Annotated in this window: 15 protein-coding genes; 11 read left to right on the top strand and 4 right to left on the bottom strand. The window is 43.6% G+C overall.

The window, feature by feature from the left end; all coding sequences use genetic code 11:
* Window positions 1-20: 20 nt before the first annotated feature.
* A complete protein-coding gene (locus VB740_RS19970) occupies window positions 21-491 on the bottom strand; it encodes a hypothetical protein (RefSeq protein WP_323201661.1) in 471 nt (156 codons plus the stop codon).
* Between the two features lie 257 nt (window positions 492-748).
* Entirely contained in the window at window positions 749-1000 is a 252-nt protein-coding gene (locus VB740_RS19975) for a thioredoxin family protein (RefSeq protein WP_323201662.1), read from the bottom strand.
* Between the two features lie 275 nt (window positions 1001-1275).
* Here VB740_RS19975 and VB740_RS19980 point away from each other — a divergent pair, with 275 nt between their 5' ends.
* The 8 genes from VB740_RS19980 (at window position 1276) to VB740_RS20015 (ending at window position 10610) form a co-directional block, all read left to right on the top strand.
* Window positions 1276-1767 (top strand): FixH family protein, encoded by a 492-nt coding sequence (locus tag VB740_RS19980; RefSeq protein WP_323201663.1) that lies wholly within the window; start codon window positions 1276-1278, stop codon window positions 1765-1767.
* A gap of 282 nt (window positions 1768-2049) precedes the next feature.
* Complete coding sequence (locus tag VB740_RS19985) at window positions 2050-2541, top strand: heavy metal-responsive transcriptional regulator (protein WP_323201664.1); 492 nt, start codon at window positions 2050-2052, stop codon at window positions 2539-2541.
* Window positions 2542-4320: an efflux RND transporter periplasmic adaptor subunit gene (locus tag VB740_RS19990; protein ID WP_323201665.1), complete on the top strand. Its 1779-nt coding sequence runs from the start codon at window positions 2542-2544 to the stop codon at window positions 4318-4320.
* Between the two features lie 17 nt (window positions 4321-4337).
* Window positions 4338-7505 carry an efflux RND transporter permease subunit gene (locus tag VB740_RS19995; RefSeq protein WP_323201666.1) on the top strand — a complete coding sequence of 1056 codons (3168 nt, stop codon included), beginning with the start codon at window positions 4338-4340 and terminating at the stop codon, window positions 7503-7505.
* A gap of 105 nt (window positions 7506-7610) precedes the next feature.
* Window positions 7611-7925, top strand: coding sequence for a hypothetical protein (locus VB740_RS20000; protein ID WP_323201667.1), 315 nt, complete (start codon window positions 7611-7613; stop codon window positions 7923-7925).
* 267 nt (window positions 7926-8192) lie between these two features.
* On the top strand, window positions 8193-9233 hold the full coding sequence (locus VB740_RS20005; protein ID WP_323201668.1) for a F510_1955 family glycosylhydrolase: 1041 nt from the start codon (window positions 8193-8195) through the stop codon (window positions 9231-9233).
* A 188-nt stretch (window positions 9234-9421) separates the two neighbouring features.
* Entirely contained in the window at window positions 9422-10087 is a 666-nt protein-coding gene (locus tag VB740_RS20010; RefSeq protein ID WP_323201669.1) for a class I SAM-dependent methyltransferase, read from the top strand.
* A gap of 28 nt (window positions 10088-10115) precedes the next feature.
* Window positions 10116-10610: a hypothetical protein gene (locus VB740_RS20015; RefSeq protein ID WP_323201670.1), complete on the top strand. Its 495-nt coding sequence runs from the start codon at window positions 10116-10118 to the stop codon at window positions 10608-10610.
* Window positions 10611-10732: 122 nt separating this feature from the next.
* On the opposite strand, the gene VB740_RS20020 is transcribed toward VB740_RS20015, so the two are convergent.
* Both VB740_RS20020 and VB740_RS20025 read right to left on the bottom strand, forming a co-directional pair.
* A complete protein-coding gene (locus VB740_RS20020) occupies window positions 10733-11656 on the bottom strand; it encodes a cation diffusion facilitator family transporter (protein ID WP_323201671.1) in 924 nt (307 codons plus the stop codon).
* Window positions 11657-11659: 3 nt separating this feature from the next.
* On the bottom strand, window positions 11660-14278 hold the full coding sequence (locus tag VB740_RS20025; protein WP_416290233.1) for a heavy metal translocating P-type ATPase: 2619 nt from the start codon (window positions 14276-14278) through the stop codon (window positions 11660-11662).
* A 46-nt stretch (window positions 14279-14324) separates the two neighbouring features.
* On the opposite strand from VB740_RS20025, the gene VB740_RS20030 reads away from it, so the two are divergent.
* The 3 genes from VB740_RS20030 (at window position 14325) to VB740_RS20040 (ending at window position 20389) form a co-directional block, all read left to right on the top strand.
* The gene (locus VB740_RS20030) at window positions 14325-14717 is read left to right on the top strand and encodes a metalloregulator ArsR/SmtB family transcription factor (protein ID WP_323201672.1); all 393 of its coding nucleotides are present in this window, start codon (window positions 14325-14327) and stop codon (window positions 14715-14717) included.
* 660 nt (window positions 14718-15377) lie between these two features.
* Window positions 15378-17075 carry an efflux RND transporter periplasmic adaptor subunit gene (locus tag VB740_RS20035; RefSeq protein WP_323201673.1) on the top strand — a complete coding sequence of 566 codons (1698 nt, stop codon included), beginning with the start codon at window positions 15378-15380 and terminating at the stop codon, window positions 17073-17075.
* Window positions 17076-17269: 194 nt separating this feature from the next.
* Window positions 17270-20389, top strand: a complete 3120-nt coding sequence (locus VB740_RS20040) for an efflux RND transporter permease subunit (RefSeq protein ID WP_323201674.1) — start codon at window positions 17270-17272, stop codon at window positions 20387-20389.
* Window positions 20390-20509 lie beyond the last annotated feature (120 nt).

Here is a 20509-nt window from a genome sequence, read left to right on the forward strand (position 1 = left end):
TATTTTGATAAAAACCAACATTATGAGCTATTTCGATAACCCAGCATATAGCGTCGAGCAAAAGATAGCACCAAAGGCGGTAAAATTACCCATTGTAGTAAGGGTAACCAGCTAATTCCGACACCTGGTACAGCTAAGGCTGAAACACTGTAAAGTTTGGCGATATGTACTCGATAAATTTCTGAACTGAATGTATAGAGCCATCCTAAGCCAGTAAAGAGTATAGTCAGCTTCCATGTTGGTCTGAGAATCCAGTAGCGTCTGCACCACCAGCTGATGAGCCAGTAACAGATGACTGTAATAATTCCATCTCCTACTGTGCAATGAGTAATGTAGTTGACTTTATCTGCTAAAGAAGGCATTTGATAAAAGTCAAAATAAGGTGACTGCCAGACTTCATAAACAAAATGAAACAGGAAAGAAAACAAAAACAAATTCGTCTCTGGTGCAGCTAGAATCCATACTACCCAATTAGCTAGTAACCTTCTCATTTCACCGCTATTTTATTATGCTACCCATCATTATCTGGACAATTTGTGTGTTCTAACTCGTGACAAAGTTGAGTGTTACGACAATCAATCCTACTAGGAGGAGCAACAAAACCATCCATAAAACAGATTTACGGTTTATAAGTTAATGTGCCTTTCAGTTGCATAATTAGGGCGGGCGAGATGCCCACCCCTACAATAGATTTAGTTTTTTGCAAATTGAAGGTCTTTGGGCTTATTTACCTTCTGTTTCAACTATTTCAACTCAGGGGCTGACCTACACCAGCAGCTTGGAGTTGCTCTCGACTGGGTTTGCCAGTCACAACCAGTTTTCCATTAATTGCGATCGCTGGCACTGCATTGATTCCGTAATGCTGGGCTTTTTCCTGCTCTTGTCGCAGGTTATAGACTGATACTTCACAATCAGGGCAAGTCAGTTCTTGCACCAATTGAACTGTCTCATCGCACAAAGGACAGTCAGCCGTAAAAATTTCTATTTGACGTTTTGTCATGATGTCCACCAGGAATTTTCCTTACTCATTCATTCTGAAGTCTCTAGTGGACTAGAGAGTCAACCCTTTTCTACTTTCTAAATTTATTCTTTGACTTCCACTTAACGATGCTTAAGGTGACAGTCTTATCCAGAGATATTGCAATGAAATATTAAGAGAGATTCTTGCCTATATCTACTTGACTCTACAGCTGACTTGAGGGTTTAACATTGCTCTAATTTACTTATTTAAGTATTCTCAAATTGAGCGTTACCGTCTGTGAGGAAATAAATAGCATGAAATCTTTCAAGTGGCTCTTAATTGTTCTAGCAAGCATGGGAGTAATTTCTTTAGGGGCCTGTAGTAATGGACAACAGGTTGATAATTCAGGTAATAATCCGGCTGTCTCTTCCTCAAAAACCACGACAGCCGGCCAGGTGATTGAACCTGCTACCCAAACGGGAGAAGCTCGCATGACCCTAAATCCGGAAGCTACACCCCTCAAAACTGGAAAAAGTACTCTGATGCTGAACGTTACAGATGCCAAGACTGGTAAGCCTTTAGCTGTCAAAAATGTAGCGGTTGAAATGGTTATGTCTGAGCAAGAAATGAAGGCAATGGGGATGGAAGGAGTAGGAACTGCAAAAACACAAGTCAAGTCAGTACCTTCACCCGGTATGTTTGAAATTCAAAGCAGTCTACCTTATGCTGGTAACTGGCAACTAAAGGTAAACCTTAAAGATATCCAGCCAACTGCCAGCGCTGTCTTTAATGTAGCCGTTAAGTAATTGAGCTAAAGTTTCTAAAAATCCATATTTATAGAAACTATTAGGTATAACTTTTTAACTCTTCCATTGCCCTACTAAAATTCCATCTCGATAGGTTCAAGGCACATTTATAAGTAAAATCTCCCTTTGAGCCTACTATCGTAGTTAACACGTATAACAATTCGTCAGCAGTACAAAATTTTGTTAGATAACTTTACACAAATTCTGACTCTGGGGATTGACTCTACAGTTGACTATAGACTTTAAGGTTGGAGCAATACATAGTGGTAGAAATAAAAAACTATGGTTGCTGTAGTGGAACAAGCTTGTTGTGAAGCATCATCCCCAAAAAAACTACTGAAAATTGGTGAGCTAGCAAAGCAAACCGATGTGGCAGTGGGAACAATTCGGTATTACGAAAGCTTAGGATTGCTAACACCAGTTGAAAGAAGTGAAAATGGCTACCGTTATTACGATGGCGAAGCAATCAAGCGACTGCAATTCATCAAAAAAGCTCAATCTTTACAGTTTTCCCTCAGTGAAATTCAACAAATAGTTGGTGTTCGCTCTCACGGTAGCCCTGCTTGCCCACTGGTTAGAGGCTTACTGAAAAAGAAAATAGTTGATCTTGAGGAGCAGATTTATCGCATGAAGGCGCTGAAGGAGGAGCTAGAAGCATATCAAGAAAGCTGGTCAAGCCGACCCTTGGACGACCCATGCAGCAAAGAGCTTTGTAGCATGATTGAGGAAGTTGCTTGTCGGGATATACCTGTTCATAACCTGCGAGGAGAGTAAATGTCTGGAATTACTGACGAGGATAAAAACTCTCGCATCAAAGCAGAAAACGAACAAACTCCTCTTTCTGACCTTTCCCCCGTTGAGGCAGAAACACCCGATCAAGTCAGTAATCATGATAATGCTACCTTGATTGAAATTAAGCCTATCAAAAAGTCGGTTTTATCCGTCAAAACTGTCATAACACTTGCAGTCCTTGCGGTGTTAATCGGTGGTATCTCAATAATAACCAAGCAGTTCAAACCCTCTTCTTCTATGGCTGGGATGGAAGATATGAAAGGGATGTCGATGGAAGACATGATGCGGGTAGACGGCTCTTCTAATCCCACCCCGGTCAAGGTCGAGTCCATCCAGCCTGGTTTGATGGAGGCAAGTGTGCGTTATACGGGGACAGTGCGTCCTTACCTGGAAGTGACTGTATATCCACGAGTGGGTGGGCAGTTGACTGAATACTCTGCCTACCCAGGAAGTAAGGTAAAAGCAGGACAAGTACTGGCCCGGTTAACTGCGACGGAACTTTCTGATGAGGTAGAGGAAGCAACAACGGAAATGCAGGCTGCTAAAGCTGATGAGCAAGCTAGCAGAAAAGAACTAGATGAGCAACGTCAAGAAATACAGCGAATGGCAGCCGAGTCTACTTATTTAGAGACAAGAGTAGAGCGAACCGAGCAGGTTTTATTAAATTCTGGGGCGATCGCCCGTAATGACTTTGACAGACAAAAAAGCGAGGCAACATCAGCTAAGGCGGGTCTGAGTGCTGCAAAAGTTAAATTAGAACGGATGCAAGCCCAGATAGTTAAAGCCCAAGCTCAGGTGGCACAGGCTAAAGTAAAAATTCAGCGTCTCAAAGTCATTGAGAGTTACAAAGTTATTACATCCCCAATTACAGGTATTGTACAGGAGCGCATGGCAGATCCTGGTGTAGTAGTACAACCTGGTATCGGGATTCTCAAAATTGGAGAATATAGTAAAGTTCGTCTCCAAGCAAATGTTGCCCAGCAAAACCTAGCAGGTGTAGAAATTGGTTCGCCAATTGTGGCGCGGATAATTGGCAACTCCACTAAAACCATCAAAGGTAGGGTGACAAGTATTTTTCCCAAAGCTGGGGAGGACACTCGTACAGTTACAGTTGAGGCAGTGGTAGACAATCTTGGTGGGCAGATTTTGGCAGGACAGGCTGTGGAAATGCAAATTATTACAGCCCATAAGCCAAACGCTCTGTCGGTTTTCCAAGCAGCACTGACTGAATCTGAAGGTAAGCACGCTGTATGGGTCTTAGCAGGTAAATCAGCTAAACGCAAATTTATCACTACAGGTTTAACAAACGGCGATCGCACAGAGGTAACTAGCGGTTTGCAACCCGGCGATTTGGTCATCACTTCGGGACAGGAAAGACTGATTGAAAATGCATCAGTGGCGGCTGTTGATGATTCTGGTCAACCAGTTGCCTCCTTAAGTAGCGCTGTACAGGGCAACACCCAAATAAAGTTAGTCAGTCCGCAAGGCAAAGCGGTATCTGGTGATAATCAATTGGTTCTAGAAGTCCAAGATTCTAAAACCAAGAAGCCTGTACAAGTTGAAGGTTTAGAAGTTAGCGTCACCATGCCAATGAAGAATTCCTCTCCCATGTCTACTGATGTAGAAGTAAAACCTGATACTCAATCAGGTCGTTTTAAAGTCAATACCTATTTGGGTATGAGTGGAAAGTGGGAAGTAACTGCCAAAGTCAAAGACAAATCACGAATTGGCAACAGTTCTTTTACGTTAGATAATCGCTAGGTTCAGGAGCTTTCCAGATGAAAATCGGTTCAATTCCGCGCTGGTCGATCCAGAACCCAGTGATTTTGTTAGCCTTATATGTCGGTATTCTTGCCCTAGCTGTCCTGGCGCTATTTCAGCTACCAGTGCGGATGATGCCCTACCTACAGAGTCCTCTAGTCGCTATTGTGACAATGGCTCCTAGCTCACCTCCTCAAGAAGTGGAGACTTACATCAGCAAACCAATTGAACAGCGGATGACAGTGCTAGACGGTGTGCGCTTTGTCCGCTCTAGTTCCCAGCAAGATATGTCACTGGTGACAGTGCAGTTTGCTTGGGGTCAAGATATGCAGCGATCGCTTGGGGCCGTACAAAGTGTGATGAAATCGGCGGAAGGCGATATACCTATTGATGGCTTTGACACACGCTCTTATTGGGTTCTGCCCATTGACCCTCTCAACCGCCCAGTTCTAACCTTAGCTTTGCGGGGGGAAAGCTGGGATTCGGTACGTCTACGGGATTTTGCGGACAATATCTTAGTTGATCGGCTTAAACAAGTACCTGATGTTCAGGCTGTATCTATTTTTGGCGGGTATCGACGGCAACTGCAAATAATCGTAGACCGAGAGAAGTTAGCAGCCTACGGTCTTTCAATTGTGCAGGTGCGGGATGCAATCGACCGTAACAATGTTTCCAAGGGTGCTGGAGTATTAACCAAAGGCGATCGCGAAATCGTAGTGCGTAGTGATGAACGCGCTCTAGGTAGCCAGACCGTCTTAGATTATCCGATTTTTAATCAGGGCGATCGCATTGTTTATGTCCGAGATGTAGCTACAGTTAAAGATACCTATGAAGAACGGCGTAGTGGCTATCGCTACAACGGCTCACCAGCATTAGGAATTAATATTATCCAAAAGCCGGATGCGAGTTCTCCCCAAGTGATTGAGCGCATCCGCACTGAACTTAAGCGTATCCATACTCAGTATCCAGGCATCGAGTTTCAGGAAGCCTATGATAATTCCCATCTGGTGGAGATCATCAAAGAAGGCACGATTGCAGAGTTACTCATCAGTGTAGCTCTGGCAGGGCTGGTAATTTTGGTTTTCCTAGAAGATTTTCAGGCAACGGCAATGGTACTCATCTCCATTCCCACCTCATTGGCAATGTCGATTCTGCCGTTTGTGCCGATGGGAATGTCCTTGAATTCTTCGACTCTGATTGGCGTACTGTTAGCGATTGGGCGGCTAGTAGATGACTCGATTGTGGTGATTGAATCAGTCGAGCGCAAGCTGAAACAGGGTAGAAGGCCTTTCCACGCAGCGATTGAAGGAACACAGGAAGTATTTTTGGCGATCGCCGCAGCTACTGCGGTGATGGTTGCGGCATTGGCTCCGATGACCTTCGCTGGTGGGCTAACAGGGATAATGTTTGTCGGGATTGTCTGGCCAATTATTTATGCTCTGTTAGCTTCTCTAATTGTGTCACTGACTTTGACACCCCTGATGGCAGCTTACTTCTTAAAACCTGACTCCGAGCATGATGAACACAAGCAACCCTTGCTAAAAAGTGTCCTTACTCCATTTCGTAAAGGGTTTGGGTGGTTGGAAAGAAGCTATGCATCTCTGCTGGATTTGGCATTAAAAAATCGAGGCATAGTTTTAGCTGTGGCGACCGCTTTCATCTACTTGGGCTACAGTTTGTACCCTTTTGTAGGTCAAGAGATGATGCCATTGGCGGACTCTGGTCAATTTATGGTGACTGTAGAAGCTCAAGCAGGGACATCTTTCGCTAAGACTGATGCGATCGCCCAAAAGTTTGAGCAGATTCTCCAAAAGCAGCCGGAAGTCGAGAAAGTCTCTTCAGAAGTAGGGTTTGAACTAACTAACAACAGCACTTATTTCAGTGGTTATAGCATGGGTGGGGTGAACAGCGCCTCAATGATTGTGACTCTCAAAGATCGAGGCGAAAGAATCCGCGATATTTGGCAAGTTATTGATGCGGTAGAAGCTCTTGCTCGTCGTACCATTCCTGGTATCCGACGTATTGCCATGCAACCAATGGGAGTAGATGTGATGGCTACTTCCGCCGCGCCCGTGCAGCTGGCAGTCTATGGGGAGGATTTAGATATTTTACACCGCCTCGCCGACCAAGTTTTAAGCATTGCCGAGAAAACTCCTGGATTGAAAATGGCTCATACTAGCTCGACAATGACTCAGCCTGAATATCAACTAAAAGTTGATCGCCGTCGCGCGATAGAACTGGGACTTAATGTTGCAGAAGTGACTGAACAGGCTCGTTACGCCTTGCAGGGGGGATATACTCAACAGTACTATAATTTACCTAATCGTAGACTGAACTCCATCTTAGTGCGCTACGGACAGAAAGACCGAGGAAACGCTGAAGACTTAGCTGCAACTTACCTCACAACAAAAGATGGAAAACAAGTACCTCTTAATACAGTTGTTACTCTTGAGACTCGCAAGGGGCCTAGCCTAATTGAACACGTTAATGGTCGTCGGGTAGTCTACGTCAATGGATTTTATCGTCAGCACGGCCCCGCCTCTATGGATCTATCAATGGCAGTGGCAATGCAAGCTGGTGCTGAACTTAATTTTCCCCCTGGATACGGACTAGACTCAATGGGTGATATGACTGACATGATGATTGAGTTCGCTCGGTTGCTTAGAGGGCTTGTGCTTTCCCTAGTGCTGATTTATCTCATCTTAGTAGTTCAGTTTGGCTCATTCATCCAGCCCCTTAACATGATGCTGTCAATTCCCTTAGAACTAGCGGGGGTATTTGGAGCTTTATTGCTAGCTGGACAAACATTTTCCACAGTTTCTATTTTAGGGATTATCATTCTGTCAGGAATTGATGTGGCTGGAGCAATCTTGTTGATTGATTTAATTTTGACAAAACGTCGGCAGGAAATTCCTAGAGATGTCGCTATTCGGGAAGCAGCCCCCATCAGACTTAAGCCGATTTTGATGACAGTAATTATCACTTTAGTAGTGATTATTCGACTTGCATTTTTCCCTGATACTGGAATGGATGCATACTCGCCAATCGCTACAGTGATTCTAGGAGGATTAAGCATTTCCACTCTACTCACTCTCATTGTCATTCCGGTTATGCATTCGGTAGTAGATGATGTCACTCAGTTATTTTCCCGTATTTTCAAGAAGCAGTACATAAGGAAACATTAAGTAAATTTTTTAATTTATTACTTGACTCTCTACCTAACTGAAGGGTTTAGAATAACTTTAGTTTCAAGAAAAACTACTAGCTTGACAAAGTAATGGAGAGTAAAAATGAACATTAATACAGGCGTTAGGATACTATTAAGCGGAGCCGTAGCTAGTTTTGCATTACTTACGTTAACCACTAATGCTTCGTTTGCAAACACTGTCAAAGAAACTGCGAATACGAATCAATTAGTTAACGCCATAAACAAAGCAAAATTAACTCAAACACCAACAAATCAAAGAACAGCACCAACGAATCAAACACCACAGCAGCCAAACCAAACAGGATGTAAGTGTTGCCAAGCAATGATGAATAATATGCCGGGAATGATGAATAATATGCCAGGAATGATGAACAACCAAAACATTCCATCAAGATAGAGCTTGATAAATTTCTTGGCGAGAACAAATTTTAATTTGACATGTCAGAAAAAACTAGGAATGTTTAGAGAAGTCTCGCCAAGAAAGGCTAGTGAATTCATGGCTAAAAAAGCCATCTTATGCTTGAACTAAGGAACTTAAGGTAAACCAGGATAACTATCGAACTCGTTCCTTTTATCCAGAAGCTCAAAACGCGCTTACTTTTGCATTTCATCATAAGTCAACAGCTTTACTACAGCAGAAAACTTACTCAGGAGAAACACAATTATGAGTCAGCCTGACTCAAAAGACCACAACATGATGAAATGGATGGGAATTGCTATGGTGGCTTGCTGCGCCGTGCCCATAGCATTTTCCCTCTTTTTAGGCGGAGGCTTGGGGGTGTGGTTCGGTCGTTCTATCAAGCCACCTACTAGCAATCAGTCAACCAACCAGCCACTCTCTGCCAACCAATCAACCAATCAATCTCAACCAAAGGCTGTAAATGTTTCCCTAGAGAAAGCGGGCAATTGGCAAGCAAATAATCACGTTCATGGTTTAACCGTGAATCGAGATAATCCCAACATTATTTATGTTGCAAGTCATAACGGACTCTTGCAGCGTTCTGAAACTGGAAAATGGTTTTGGATGGGAAAAGAGCGAGCTGATTATATGGGCTTTACTGCTGATCCAACTGACAGTAACCGCTTTTATTCCAGCGGACATCCACACACAGGAGGTAATTTAGGATTCCAGATAAGTGAGAATCAAGGGCAAGATTGGAAACAGATTTCTATGCCTGGGGTAGATTTTCATGCAATAGCGATCGCACCGAGTAACCCCAACGTTTTTTATGGATGGCCCGCTTCTGGGGCGCAAGGGCTGCATAGTTCTACTGATGGTGGAAAAACTTGGGTCAAAACCCGCATGATTGGATTAGGCGATGCTCCTTTTGACCTTGCAGTTGACCCGCGAAGCCCTGAACATTTGTTTGCAACTACCCGTTCGGGAATGTATGAAAGCACCAACAGCGGCAATAATTGGATATTAGTACCTAATACACGGGAAGCTCCTGTTATCAGTTTGGCTCTGCAAAAAGAGGGTAACACCACTGTAATGTATGGCTATCGCTTCCTCAAATCAGCACCTGGTGTTTATAGCAGCAGTGATGGTGGTAAAACATGGGCGAAACTTTGGACTAAAACTAATGGTGTAGTTGTAAAACTAGCGATCGCCCCTAGTAATCCCCAAATATTTTATACGGTAAATGATAACAATGCTGTCTTTCAATCCCAAGATAGCGGCAAGATATGGAAAGAACTGAAATAAATTTGAAGACTATCTACATAGCTATAATAACTTGAAATACTAATCGCTCAAATCTGCAATCAAGGCATTTTGAACGTTAGGATTATTTGTAATTAAAATTACAGTTCAGCCATTACCTTAGTTAATCAGTAGAAAGTAATAATGATAGCTTGAGCAACGCCAGCTGTAGTTCCAGAATTGAGAAAATAATGATGGCTAAGATACATACTGTAACGTCAAATACAAAAAGTTCTCCAGACTGGTATAAACGCTTATTTGCCTGGATGATGGCTCATGGCAACGCTAAATACGAGGAGGAGATAGCAGACCGAAAACGAGCTTTGTTTGCCCAACTGCATGGCAACGTTTTAGAAATTGGGCCTGGTACGGGCCCCAACTTGTCTTACTATCCGTCCGATATTCATTGGATTGGTATTGAGCCAAACCCTTTCATGCATCCGTATCTACAGCAAGAAGCAGAGCGACTCGGCTTAGATATTGACCTTCGCAATGGAGATGCCGAACACCTGGAAGTCGAGGATAACAGCATGGATGCTGTTGTAAGTACGCTTGTTTTATGTTCTGTAAATAATCTAGTTGCTGTATTGCAGGAAATTATACGAGTACTTAAGCCTGGTGGACGCTTCTTTTTCCTTGAACACGTTGCGGCACCTCAAGGAACAATGTTGCGATGGATACAGCATGGAATAAAACCGCTTTGGAAAACCCTTGGTGATGGTTGCCATCCTGACCGCGAAACCTGGTTAGCATTGGAGAATGCAGGGTTTGAGCAAGTAGATTATCAACATTTTCGGGCAAACCTCCCTGCGATCGTCAGCCCTCAAATAATTGGTGTAGCAGTTAAGAAGCTCTAACAGACGTAAGTATAGCCTTAGTTGCAGTATGTCAAATTCCTCAAAAGTCATTCATCCCCAACACCTGCTTAATTTACCAGAGTTGAATATCGCTATTTTCTCCTTTCTTCTAAATTTCCTTTGGGAGATGCAGCAAATGCCGTTTTTTCGGGTTTCTTCTGAATTTTCTTGCACAGATAAGGTAATAAATTGCACTGTTGCTACTGTAGGGGATGTTGGAATTTCACTTACCGCTTTTTGGACTGTTGCAATTATGTCCAAGTCGCGCCAGTGGTTTCGTCAGCTAAATTGGTGGCAGTTAAGTAGCTTTATTTTAGTTGGTGTTGCAATTACGATTATTTTTGAAGCTTTAGCTACTGGTGTGCTTGATAGATGGGAATATGCTGATGTTATGCCGACGCTTCCATTCTTAGGTACTGGCTTGCTTCCCTTGCTTCAGTGGATACTGATACCGCCCATAATTATCTGGTTTGTTCAGAGGCAACTTTTTAATGTTAGGTATAAAGATTCAAGGCAGTCTTAAGCTTTCCAATTATGCTGTAACTGAAAAGATCAGTTATTCCTGCTCTCCTGTTAAGGGTAAGCGAATAGCAGAGTGTTAGAGCACGTCTAAGTCAATATAGATAAGTATAAACAAGTAAACTCTTACACCACATTTTCTGGAGCAAGGGTACACGGATACCTCGGATCGCCAGTCTCTATCTGAAGCGTAGCGTGTTCAATGCCAAAATGGTCGTGAAGCTCTTGAAAAACCTGTACTAAAAAAGCATCGCCTGGATGTCCGGCAGGCATAACTAAGTGAGCAGTGAGTGCAGTCTCGGTAGTACTCATTGCCCAGATGTGCAAATCATGAACACCAGCCACACCAGGACGCTCGGTCAGATAAGTCTGGACAGCCAAAGGCTCAATTCCCTCTGGTACAGCATCTAATGCCAAGTCTAGAGAGTCTTTCAACAGTTGCCAGGTTCCAACTACGACGACGACAACGATAATTAAACTCACAACTGGGTCAAACCATAACCAGCCAGTCAAAACAATGGCGATGCCAGCTAATACAACCCCCAACGAAACTCCGGCATCAGCCGCCATGTGCAGAAACGCTCCTCGAATATTTAAGTCCTTTTGACGACCGGACATAAACATCAAGGCAGTAACTGTGTTGATGATAATCCCTACTACAGCAACGCCGATGACTGTACCTCCCGATACTGAGCTAGGTTCGCTAAAGCGACGAACTGCTTCCCAAGCGATCGCACCCATCGCTAGGAGCAGAACAAGTGCGTTGATCAGAGCCGCCAAAATTGAGGAACGACGCAATCCGTAGGTATGTCGTCGGGTCGGAGGTCGTCGGGTAAGGGCACTTGCTCCCCAAGCTAATAGTAGTCCCAATACATCACTCAAATTGTGACCAGCATCGGCAACCAAAGCCAGCGAGTTTGCTCGGTAGCCATAGACTGCTTCAACAATCACAAATCCGATATTAAGGGCAGTACCAATTGCGAAAGCGCGGTTGTAGTTGCCCTGTCCGTGTTCGTGTCCCTGGTGCTTGTGGCTGTGGTCGTGTACCATTGCTTAATCCTTAACAGTCTTGGTTTTAAATAGCCGCATTCCATTTGCAGTAACTAATAAGGAAGTTCCCGTATCTGCTAAGACGGCTACAGCTAACCCAACAAATCCAAAGGTTCCCAACAACAGAAACAAACCTTTTGTTACTAAAGAAAAGACAACATTCTGTTGAATTACAGATACAGTACGACGGCTTAGTTCTACTGCATAAGCAAGTCGTCTGAGGTCGCTTCCCACGATCACTACATCTGCTGTCTCCAAAGCAATATCTATTCCACCAACCGCAAAACTGATATCCGCAGCAGCAAGTGCAGGAGCATCATTAATACCATCCCCAACCATACCTACTACTCCTTTTTGACGCAGGAGTTGAATTTCTTCAAGTTTATCTTCAGGTAGCAGTTCTGCTCGGTACTCTGTAATTCCAACTTGCTGGGCAATCTGTTTAGCAACAGCAGTGCGATCTCCTGTCAACATCACTAACCGCTTTAATCCAACCCGCCTCAACTGTCGCAGGGCTTCTGTGGCTTCTAGGCGGATGCCATCAGAAAGTGCGATCGCTCCCAATAACCCTTCACTTGTCCCTATCAGCACCGGAATTTGACCGAGTTGTTCAATTTCAGCTAGCAAAGATTCAGCTTCACCAGATAAGCGAATACCTTGGTCTAAAAACAACCTTTGATTGCCTATGAAGTACAACTGCTTCCTCAAGTTCGCCTGAATCCCTTTCCCAGGTAGTGCTGTAAATTTAATAGGTGCTTCTAACTCCATACCTTGCTCATGAGCCTTGGCTACAATTGCCTTGGAGAGAGGATGCTCAGACTGTTGCTCAACTGAGGCTGCAATCTGTAACACCATGTTTGCGCTTACCTTGCCAAGGTCATAAACCTTTTGTACAACGGGTAGCCCTTGCGTAATCGTACCAGTCTTATCAAAAGCAAAAGTAGTCAAACGTCCGGCGGTTTCCAGCGCATTACCCCCTTTGAACAAAACGCCCTTACGAGTTGCTGCACCAATGGCGCTGACAATTGAAACAGGAGTAGAAATTACTAAAGCACAGGGACAGGCTATTACCAACATCACCAGCGACCGATAGAGCCAGACGTTAAAAGGTTGAGCAAAAGCCAAGGGCGGAATCAGGGCAATGGCGATCGCAATCAAAATTACAATTGGGGTGTATATCTCTGCAAACCGATCCACCCACTGCTGAGAAGGAGCGCGACTTCCTTGAGCGGATTCTACCAAATGGATAATTTTAGAAACAGTTGTATCACTAACAGTGTGAGTTACTTTAACTTCTAAAAAACCTGATTGATTCAATGTTCCGGCAAAGACAGTATCGCCTGGAGCTTTATCTTCTGGAATTGACTCTCCTGTAATTGGCGATTGATCAATGGCACTGCTGCCAGAAACGATTACACCATCCAACGCCACGCGCTGTCCGGGTCGAAGCGTCAAAATTTCACCAACTTGAACGCTTTCAACGGCAACTGTAACTTCTTTATTCCCTCGCTTGACAGTAGCAGTAGGTGGAGTTAAATCCATGAGAGCGCTGATAGCATTGCGCGTGCGACCAAAGGTGAAAACTTGCAGTGTTGTACCCAAAGAAAACAAAAACAGGACTAGCGTTGCCTCAAACCAGTCTCCCAAAATTACTGCCCCAATAACTGATATGGTCATCAGCAGATTCATATCGGCACGGCGCAAGCGCAACTCAAACAAACCCGCCCGTGCAATAGGATAGCCTGCAATTACTATGCCAATTCCATAAAAAGCTCGTGCAATCCAGATGGGTAGCACTAAATACTGAGTAAGTAAACCTAAAACTAAACCTATGCCTGCAAGTATGACACTCTGTCCTCGACGATTTTTAATCCAGAATCTCCAGCTTGTTAGGTCGGACTTTTGTTTTTGTTTGGACTTGTTTATTGGCTGAGAATGCTCGTGGTTATAATTCTTGTGGTCATGACCACTAGAATCAGTGTGATGATAGGAACTTGCTTCAACACCCTCCTCAACCGTATAACCTAAATCTTTAATCCGGTCATAAATTGCTTTCTCATTTACTAATTGTGAGTCATAGGATATATGCAGTCTTTCGCTGGCAAAGCTGACTGATGCTTCTTTTACGCCTATTATCTTCTGCACCCCAACCTCAATGGTTTTAGCACAACTGCCACAATCCATCCCGCCAATTTGTAGCTGTAGCGTTTGCAGAGAAACTACATCTACGTTATGGTCATGATTTTGGTGGTCATGGTCGTCTTCACCGCCACAGGAATGAGTATGCTGATGGGATTGCGCCTCATGACTTTGCTCTATCGTATAACCCAAACCTTTAATTCGGTCATAGATACTCGTTTCACTCAATACCTCTGGGTCATAGGAAACCCTAGCTTTACCAGTTGTAAAGTTTACCGTTGCTTCTGTAACACCATGTAACTGCTGCAAACCGACTTCAATTGTCTTGGCGCAGCTTCCGCAGTCCATACCGCCAACTTGCAAAGTTTGGGTTTTTAGGGAAGGAGTTTGAGTCATGGCAGCTTTACAACCAAGGCGAAAAGTTAACTGCCAATATTCTACTACAACAATTGAACAACTATTCAATTGTACAATGGTTATCATTTTAGGTATTATTGAGATTGATAACCATTGCTAAGTAAAACTTGCTATGAATAAGCACAAGAAAAAGCAGGACTTGGACTTAATCCCAAGTTCTGACACTCCTACCTGTGATACCCATCTGGTGCATCTAGACAATGTACGTTCATCTCAGGCGCAAATTTTACCGACAGATAAAGCACAGCAAATGGCAGAAATTTTTGGGGTGTTAGCAGATACAAACCGTATACGTCTCTTATCAGCTTTGGCTTCTAGTGAGTTGTGTGTTTGCGATCTAGCTGCATTAACGAAGATGAGTGAATCAGCAGTTTGTCATCAGCTGCGGTTATTGAAAGCTATGCGTTTAGTCAGCTATCGTCGAGAAGGTCGGAATGTTTATTATAGTTTGGCTGACAGTCACGTCATCAACTTATATCGCTCTTTAGTGGAAAATTTAAATTAATCAAATATTTAAGTTTTGACTTATCTGGTTATCAAGTCTGCTGGAATTTTAAAATCCTTTAAATAATAGAATTTTAGACTAATTCTAAAGTTTAAAATTATGACTTTTGCAAGAAGCACTATGAACTAAAGTTAGCGCAAAGCACATGCTACGCGAACACAACAAAGGATAAAATTTTTCTTTACTTCTGCCTTCTGCCTCATTTTTAAGATAGTTCTAATGGCTTCAGCTTGATAGCGATCGCTTTCTTAATTACTTGGAAAGCTGTGGGCTATTTAATTTGTACGCTAGCTAATGGTACTCAGGGTATATAAATATTGTAGATATTTATGGTTATGTTGTAAAAATGCCTACAGCAATCCAAAAATATGTATGGGTTATATATACTCTGTGTATTTTGTGTTTATTGAAAAAGTGTAAGATTCAAAACCTGAATATAGCCTAAATATAATAGTTATTCATAATAGCGATCGCTACTAAAAATTTCACCCAAATTTCATATCAATATGAAACACTGGAAAAAGAGTACTAGTCAAACTCCTTAAACTACTCACAAAAGCAATGTAACTAGTTAAAGAAAGCGGTAGTCCAAATTTGCACATCAAATGCCAACATCCAAATGCGACTCTGCTTTCTCATTACCTGAGGACACAACAAGCGATGGGAATCTCTAATTTATTTCAATGTTCTGCTCCACTGCATTATATTTCGTTGACAATGTTGAGTTTGTTACTACTAAATACTCCTACTACTGTTTTGGCTGGTGGTGGTCATGACCACACTGGCGGAAGTGCTTTTCAAGCAGGAGGCGAATTGACGGGTTCTGTTGAAGTTGACGCAGAAACCGCAAAACTGCTAGGAGTTAAGGTCGAACCAGTGCAACGTCAACGATTAGCTGTCGGCATTAAAACTACTGGACAGATTGAAACCTTACCTAGTCAGAAAGTGGAAGTCACCACCCCAATTCAAGGGGTAAAAGTAGTTGAACTGTTGGTAGAACCAGGCGCATCAGTAAAGAAAGGTCAACCTGTAGCCGTTGTAACCAGTCCAGATTTAGTGACATTGCGCGTGGAATCTCAGGACAAATTAGCACAAGGTCAGGCTGATTTACAGCAAGCTCAAGCTGACTTGAGGCTGGCTCAACAAAATTACGATCGCTATCAACAAATAGCCACAGCAGAAATCGCCCAAGCTCAAAGCCAAGTCGCATTTGCTCAAGAAAAGTATGAGAAAGATCAAGTGTTAGCCACTGAAGGAGCTTTGGCACGTCGCAACGCTCTTGAATCTCAAACCCAGCTAGCAGAAGCTAAAGCTAAACTAACCACAGCTAACAGCCACCGTGATGTGATCGCGGCTGAAAATCAGCTAAAGCGCGCTCAAGCAGCAGTTCAACTAGCAAAGTCCAATATTAATCGCAGCAATACTATTTATGAAACTCGCCTTTCTCAACTAGGAAACCGCGCTAATACTAAGGGGCTAATAACAGTAACAGCTCCGATTTCGGGGAAGGTTGCTGATAGAGAAGTTACTATCGGCCAATCTTTCCAGGATGCGGGTGGCAGATTAATGACGATTGTTAATGATAGTCGGGTTTTTGCCACAGCGAATATCTATGAAAAAGATTTAGATAAAGTGAGAACAGGTCAACAGGTAAGGATGAAGGTTGCTAGCGTACCTAATCAATCCTTTACAGGAAAGATTACACGGATTGGCTCAGTAGTGGAAGGAGAAACGCGAGTAGTACCAGTACAAGCCGAAGTCAATAACACCAGAGGGCAGCTCAAACCCGGAATGTTTACCGAACTTGAAGTTGTAACAAGCCAGACATCTACAGCTACTTTGGCAATTCCCCGATCTGCTGTAGTGGATGCAAATAATAAGAAATTGGTCTATGTCCAAAACGGCAATGCCTTCCAATCTGTTGAAGTTGAGTTAGGACAAACCTCTGGAGATTTAATTGAGATTAAAAGTGGTTTATTCGAGGGAGATTCGGTAGTTACCCAGCGTGCGCCACAACTTTATGCACAGTCATTACGGGGTGATAAGAAACCCAAAGAAGACGACCACTCGCAAGAAGGAGATTCGCGCTCAGAAGAAACCGAGGTTAAAGCTAACAGCTTCCCTCTACCTTTATGGTTGCTCTTAGCAGGAGGAGGAGCAGCCATTGCTACCGTAGCTTTCATGGGAGGTAGCTTCTGGTCTGGTCGTCGCACGCGATCGCCTTTAATAGCAGTGGGCAATTCAGGCTACGAGTATGAAACTGAGATTTATACCGACAACCATAAGCAACCTACATTGTCTCAACCAGCCAAGCTTCTTGAGAATGAAGAACGTGAAAATCCTCATTCACCAAACTAAGTACAGCTTTGCCTAAGTTCGTAGCAAATAAACTCGAACAACCTTTGCGCTCCTCTGCGCTCAACTCTGCGCCCCTCTGCGTTTCAATTTAAACCCTCAATTGGTCATGATTTTACGAAATTTTGTACCAAGGGATTTTAGATTGACAATTTTAGACAGGGTTTAGGGCTGAAAAATCCTATGTAAGTCAAAATATGCTCAATTCTATTGTTAAATGGTCGATCGCTCAACGCTGGCTAGTAGTTATTGCTTCCATCCTCGTATCACTTTGGGGCTTTCTCGTCCTGACGCAAATGCCACTGGATGTATTTCCCAACTTTGCTCCACCGCAAGTGGAAATTATGACCGAAGCTCCAGGACTAGCACCAGAAGAGGTTGAATCTTTAGTTACTCGACCAATAGAAAGTGTGATTAACGGCACTCCCGGACTAGAAGCATTGCGTTCTTCCTCAGCTGTAGGTCTTTCGGCTGTGAGAGCCACTTTTAGCTTGGATACAGAAATTTATCGCGCCCGCCAATTGATAACGGAACGGTTGCAACAAGCACGTAGTCAACTACCGCAAGGTGTAGAAGACCCAGAGGTTCTGCCCGTTAGTTCGCCTTTGGGATGGACTGTCAAATATGCCTTTACTTCTGAAACTACTCCTTTGATGGAGGTTTGGCGAATTGTCAATTGGCAGGTGAAAAACCGCCTGCTGGCTGTTCCTGGTGTAAGTAATATTGTCATATTTGGAGGGGATGAGCGTCAGTATCAAGTGCTGGTAAACCCAGATAAACTGAAGGCGTTTAATGTTTCCCTAGATGATGTCACCAAAGCAGCACAAGCAGCCAACGCTAATGCACCAGGGGGATTTTTAATTACTCCCGACCAAGAAACTTTGGTGCGAGGTGTTGGGCGGATTGAATCTATTGAACAGCTGAAGAAATCAGTAATTAAAGCCAAAAATGGCATTCCAGTATTGTTGGAACAAGTGGCGGATGTCCAAATCGGTGCAGCATTCAAACGCGGCGATGGCAGTTTTGCGGGTAAAAAAGCGGTAATTTTGACAGTCAACAAACAGCCAGCAGCAGATACGCCAAAAGTAACGAAGGCAGTTGAGACAGCAATAGAGGAAATTCAAGTTGGTCTGCCCAAAGATGTGAAAATTACAACTACTTTCCGTCAGGAAGATTTTATCGAAGCCTCGCTCAAAAACGTTGAAGAAGCTTTGCGTGATGGCACGATCATCGTTTGTGTCATCTTGATTTTATTTCTGATGAACTGGCGCACGGTGATTATTAGTTTGAGTGCGATTCCCGTGTCTTTGTTGTTGGGAATGATGATCCTGAATTGGACGGGACAAGGCATCAATACAATGACTTTGGGCGGACTTGTTGTTGCGATTGGTTCAGTGGTGGATGATGCAATTGTTGATATGGAGAACGTCTACCGCCGTTTGCGAGAAAATCAGATAGCAGGCAATCCTGTACCACCACTGCAAGTTGTTTTTAATGGCTCAGTGGAGGTGCGGGTAAGCGTACTGTTCTCGACAATCATTATTGCAGTCGTCTTTGCACCAATTTTTGCTCTTTCTGGTGTAGAAGGTCGGATTTTTACACCGATGGCTGTAGCTTATTTGCTGTCAATTGGCGCTTCTACCTTAGTAGCACTGACATTGACTCCAGCACTGTGCGCCCTTTTGCTAGTAAATCGGCGTTTACCAAGTACAGAAACTTGGGTTGAACGATTTTCCCATCGCCTGTATCGTCCACTTTTGAAATTTTCTATTCGTCGCCCCAAGATTATTTTGACAGGTGCGATCGCTGCTTTTGTCGCTTCAACGATGATTCTACTCTCGTTAGGGCAAGTTTTTTTACCAGAATTCCAAGACCGCTCTTTGGTGATCGCCGCAGTTTTAATGCCTGGTCAGTCTCTGGATGCGACCAATCAAGTAGGGATAGCTATCGAAGAAGCCTTGAAAAAAAATCCTGGGGTTGAAACGGCTCAATTGCGCTCTGGACGCGCTCAGGGGGATACTGAGGTAGCTGGTGTAAACGCTGCGGAAATAGATGTCCAACTCAGCGAGGAGGGGGGAAAAGATCGAGACAAGACGATTGAAACAATTCGCCAGGAGTTTGAAAAAATTCCCGGAGTCGTTCCCAATATCGGCGGGTTTATTTCGCACCGGATGGATGAGGTACTCTCAGGTGTACGGAGTGCCATCGCTGTGAAAATTTTTGGCCCCGATTTGGAACAACTCCGCACCCTTGGTCAACAAGTACAATCAGCTATGGGCCAGGTTTCGGGTCTAGTCGATTTGCAACTAGAACCGCAAGTACCGATTAAACAGGTACAAATTCAATTCGACCGCAATGCAGCAGCCCGCTATGGTTTAACTATTGGCGAATTATCAGAGATAGTAGAAACTGCACTGAATGGGCGAGTCGTTTCCCAAGTATTGGAGCAACAACAAACCTTTGATATGGTGGTTTGGTTGCAAGAAAAATACCGTAACAATATTGAAATTATCGGTAATTTGTTAGTTGATACACCCAACGGACAAAAAATTCCATTAGCCCAAGTCGCAAAAATCAACTATGGTACAGGCCCCAATACCATCAACCGCGAAAATGTCTCCCGCTATATTGTCGTATCCAGCAATGTGGCTGGACGAGATTTAGGTTCTGTAATTAAGGATATTCGGGACAGAGTTAAGCAACAGGTGCAATTACCCTCTGGATATTTTATTGAATACGGTGGTCAATTTGAAGCCCAAGAAGGAGCGACGAAAACTTTACTTTCGGCTGGGGGATTAGCACTTGTGGCGATCGCAGTCCTGATTTACTTTGCTGTCAAGTCGATTCCTGCCACCATCATGATCTTGATAAACTTGCCCTTGGCCTTAGTGGGTGGAGTCATTTCCATCGCTTTAACTGGCGGTATTCTCTCTGTAGCTTCAATGGTAGGATTTATTACTTTATTCGGCGTTGCTACACGGAATGGACTATTACTGGTTGAGAACTACAATTCTAGGATGGCAGAAGGACAGCCTTTGCGGCAGGCTTTGATGGAAGGGTCAATAGAAAGGTTGGCTGCTATCTTAATGACGGCGCTATCATCGGCTCTGGGTATGGCACCCTTGGTAATTGGTAGCGGAGCCGGAAAAGAAATCCTCCAGCCACTAGCTGTTGTGGTGTTGGGTGGATTGTTTACCTCGACTGCTTTAACTCTTTTGGTACTTCCGGCTTTGTATGTACAGTTTGGTAGATTTTTGATGCCGAAAAAGACTGAGCCAATTATTCAGCCAGAAATTGCAGGAGAGGCCAGAGCCTAGTACAACAAGGCAAAAGTCAAAAGAAATAATAGTCATACCACAAGCTTTTTACAAATTCCAGATGGTCTGTTTATTTCCGCCAAGCTGTACTAGTTTTTAGTTCACAAAATATCAAGGAGT

This window comes from Nostoc sp. UHCC 0251, from assembly GCF_034932245.1.
Taxonomy (GTDB): Bacteria; Cyanobacteriota; Cyanobacteriia; order Cyanobacteriales; family Nostocaceae; genus Nostoc.

Coding starts and splice junctions, on each gene's coding strand:
- VB740_RS20005 (WP_323201668.1), top strand. CDS start 8,193: ATGAGTCAGCCTGACTCAAAAGACCACAACATGATGAAATGGATGGGA.
- VB740_RS20010 (WP_323201669.1), top strand. CDS start 9,422: ATGATGGCTAAGATACATACTGTAACGTCAAATACAAAAAGTTCTCCA.
- VB740_RS20035 (WP_323201673.1), top strand. CDS start 15,378: ATGGGAATCTCTAATTTATTTCAATGTTCTGCTCCACTGCATTATATT.
- VB740_RS19990 (WP_323201665.1), top strand. CDS start 2,542: ATGTCTGGAATTACTGACGAGGATAAAAACTCTCGCATCAAAGCAGAA.
- VB740_RS20030 (WP_323201672.1), top strand. CDS start 14,325: ATGAATAAGCACAAGAAAAAGCAGGACTTGGACTTAATCCCAAGTTCT.
- VB740_RS20000 (WP_323201667.1), top strand. CDS start 7,611: ATGAACATTAATACAGGCGTTAGGATACTATTAAGCGGAGCCGTAGCT.
- VB740_RS19980 (WP_323201663.1), top strand. CDS start 1,276: ATGAAATCTTTCAAGTGGCTCTTAATTGTTCTAGCAAGCATGGGAGTA.
- VB740_RS20015 (WP_323201670.1), top strand. CDS start 10,116: ATGTCAAATTCCTCAAAAGTCATTCATCCCCAACACCTGCTTAATTTA.
- VB740_RS19975 (WP_323201662.1), bottom strand. CDS start 1,000: ATGACAAAACGTCAAATAGAAATTTTTACGGCTGACTGTCCTTTGTGC.
- VB740_RS20040 (WP_323201674.1), top strand. CDS start 17,270: ATGCTCAATTCTATTGTTAAATGGTCGATCGCTCAACGCTGGCTAGTA.
- VB740_RS20025 (WP_416290233.1), bottom strand. CDS start 14,278: ATGATAACCATTGTACAATTGAATAGTTGTTCAATTGTTGTAGTAGAA.
- VB740_RS19970 (WP_323201661.1), bottom strand. CDS start 491: ATGAGAAGGTTACTAGCTAATTGGGTAGTATGGATTCTAGCTGCACCA.
- VB740_RS20020 (WP_323201671.1), bottom strand. CDS start 11,656: ATGGTACACGACCACAGCCACAAGCACCAGGGACACGAACACGGACAG.
- VB740_RS19985 (WP_323201664.1), top strand. CDS start 2,050: ATGGTTGCTGTAGTGGAACAAGCTTGTTGTGAAGCATCATCCCCAAAA.
- VB740_RS19995 (WP_323201666.1), top strand. CDS start 4,338: ATGAAAATCGGTTCAATTCCGCGCTGGTCGATCCAGAACCCAGTGATT.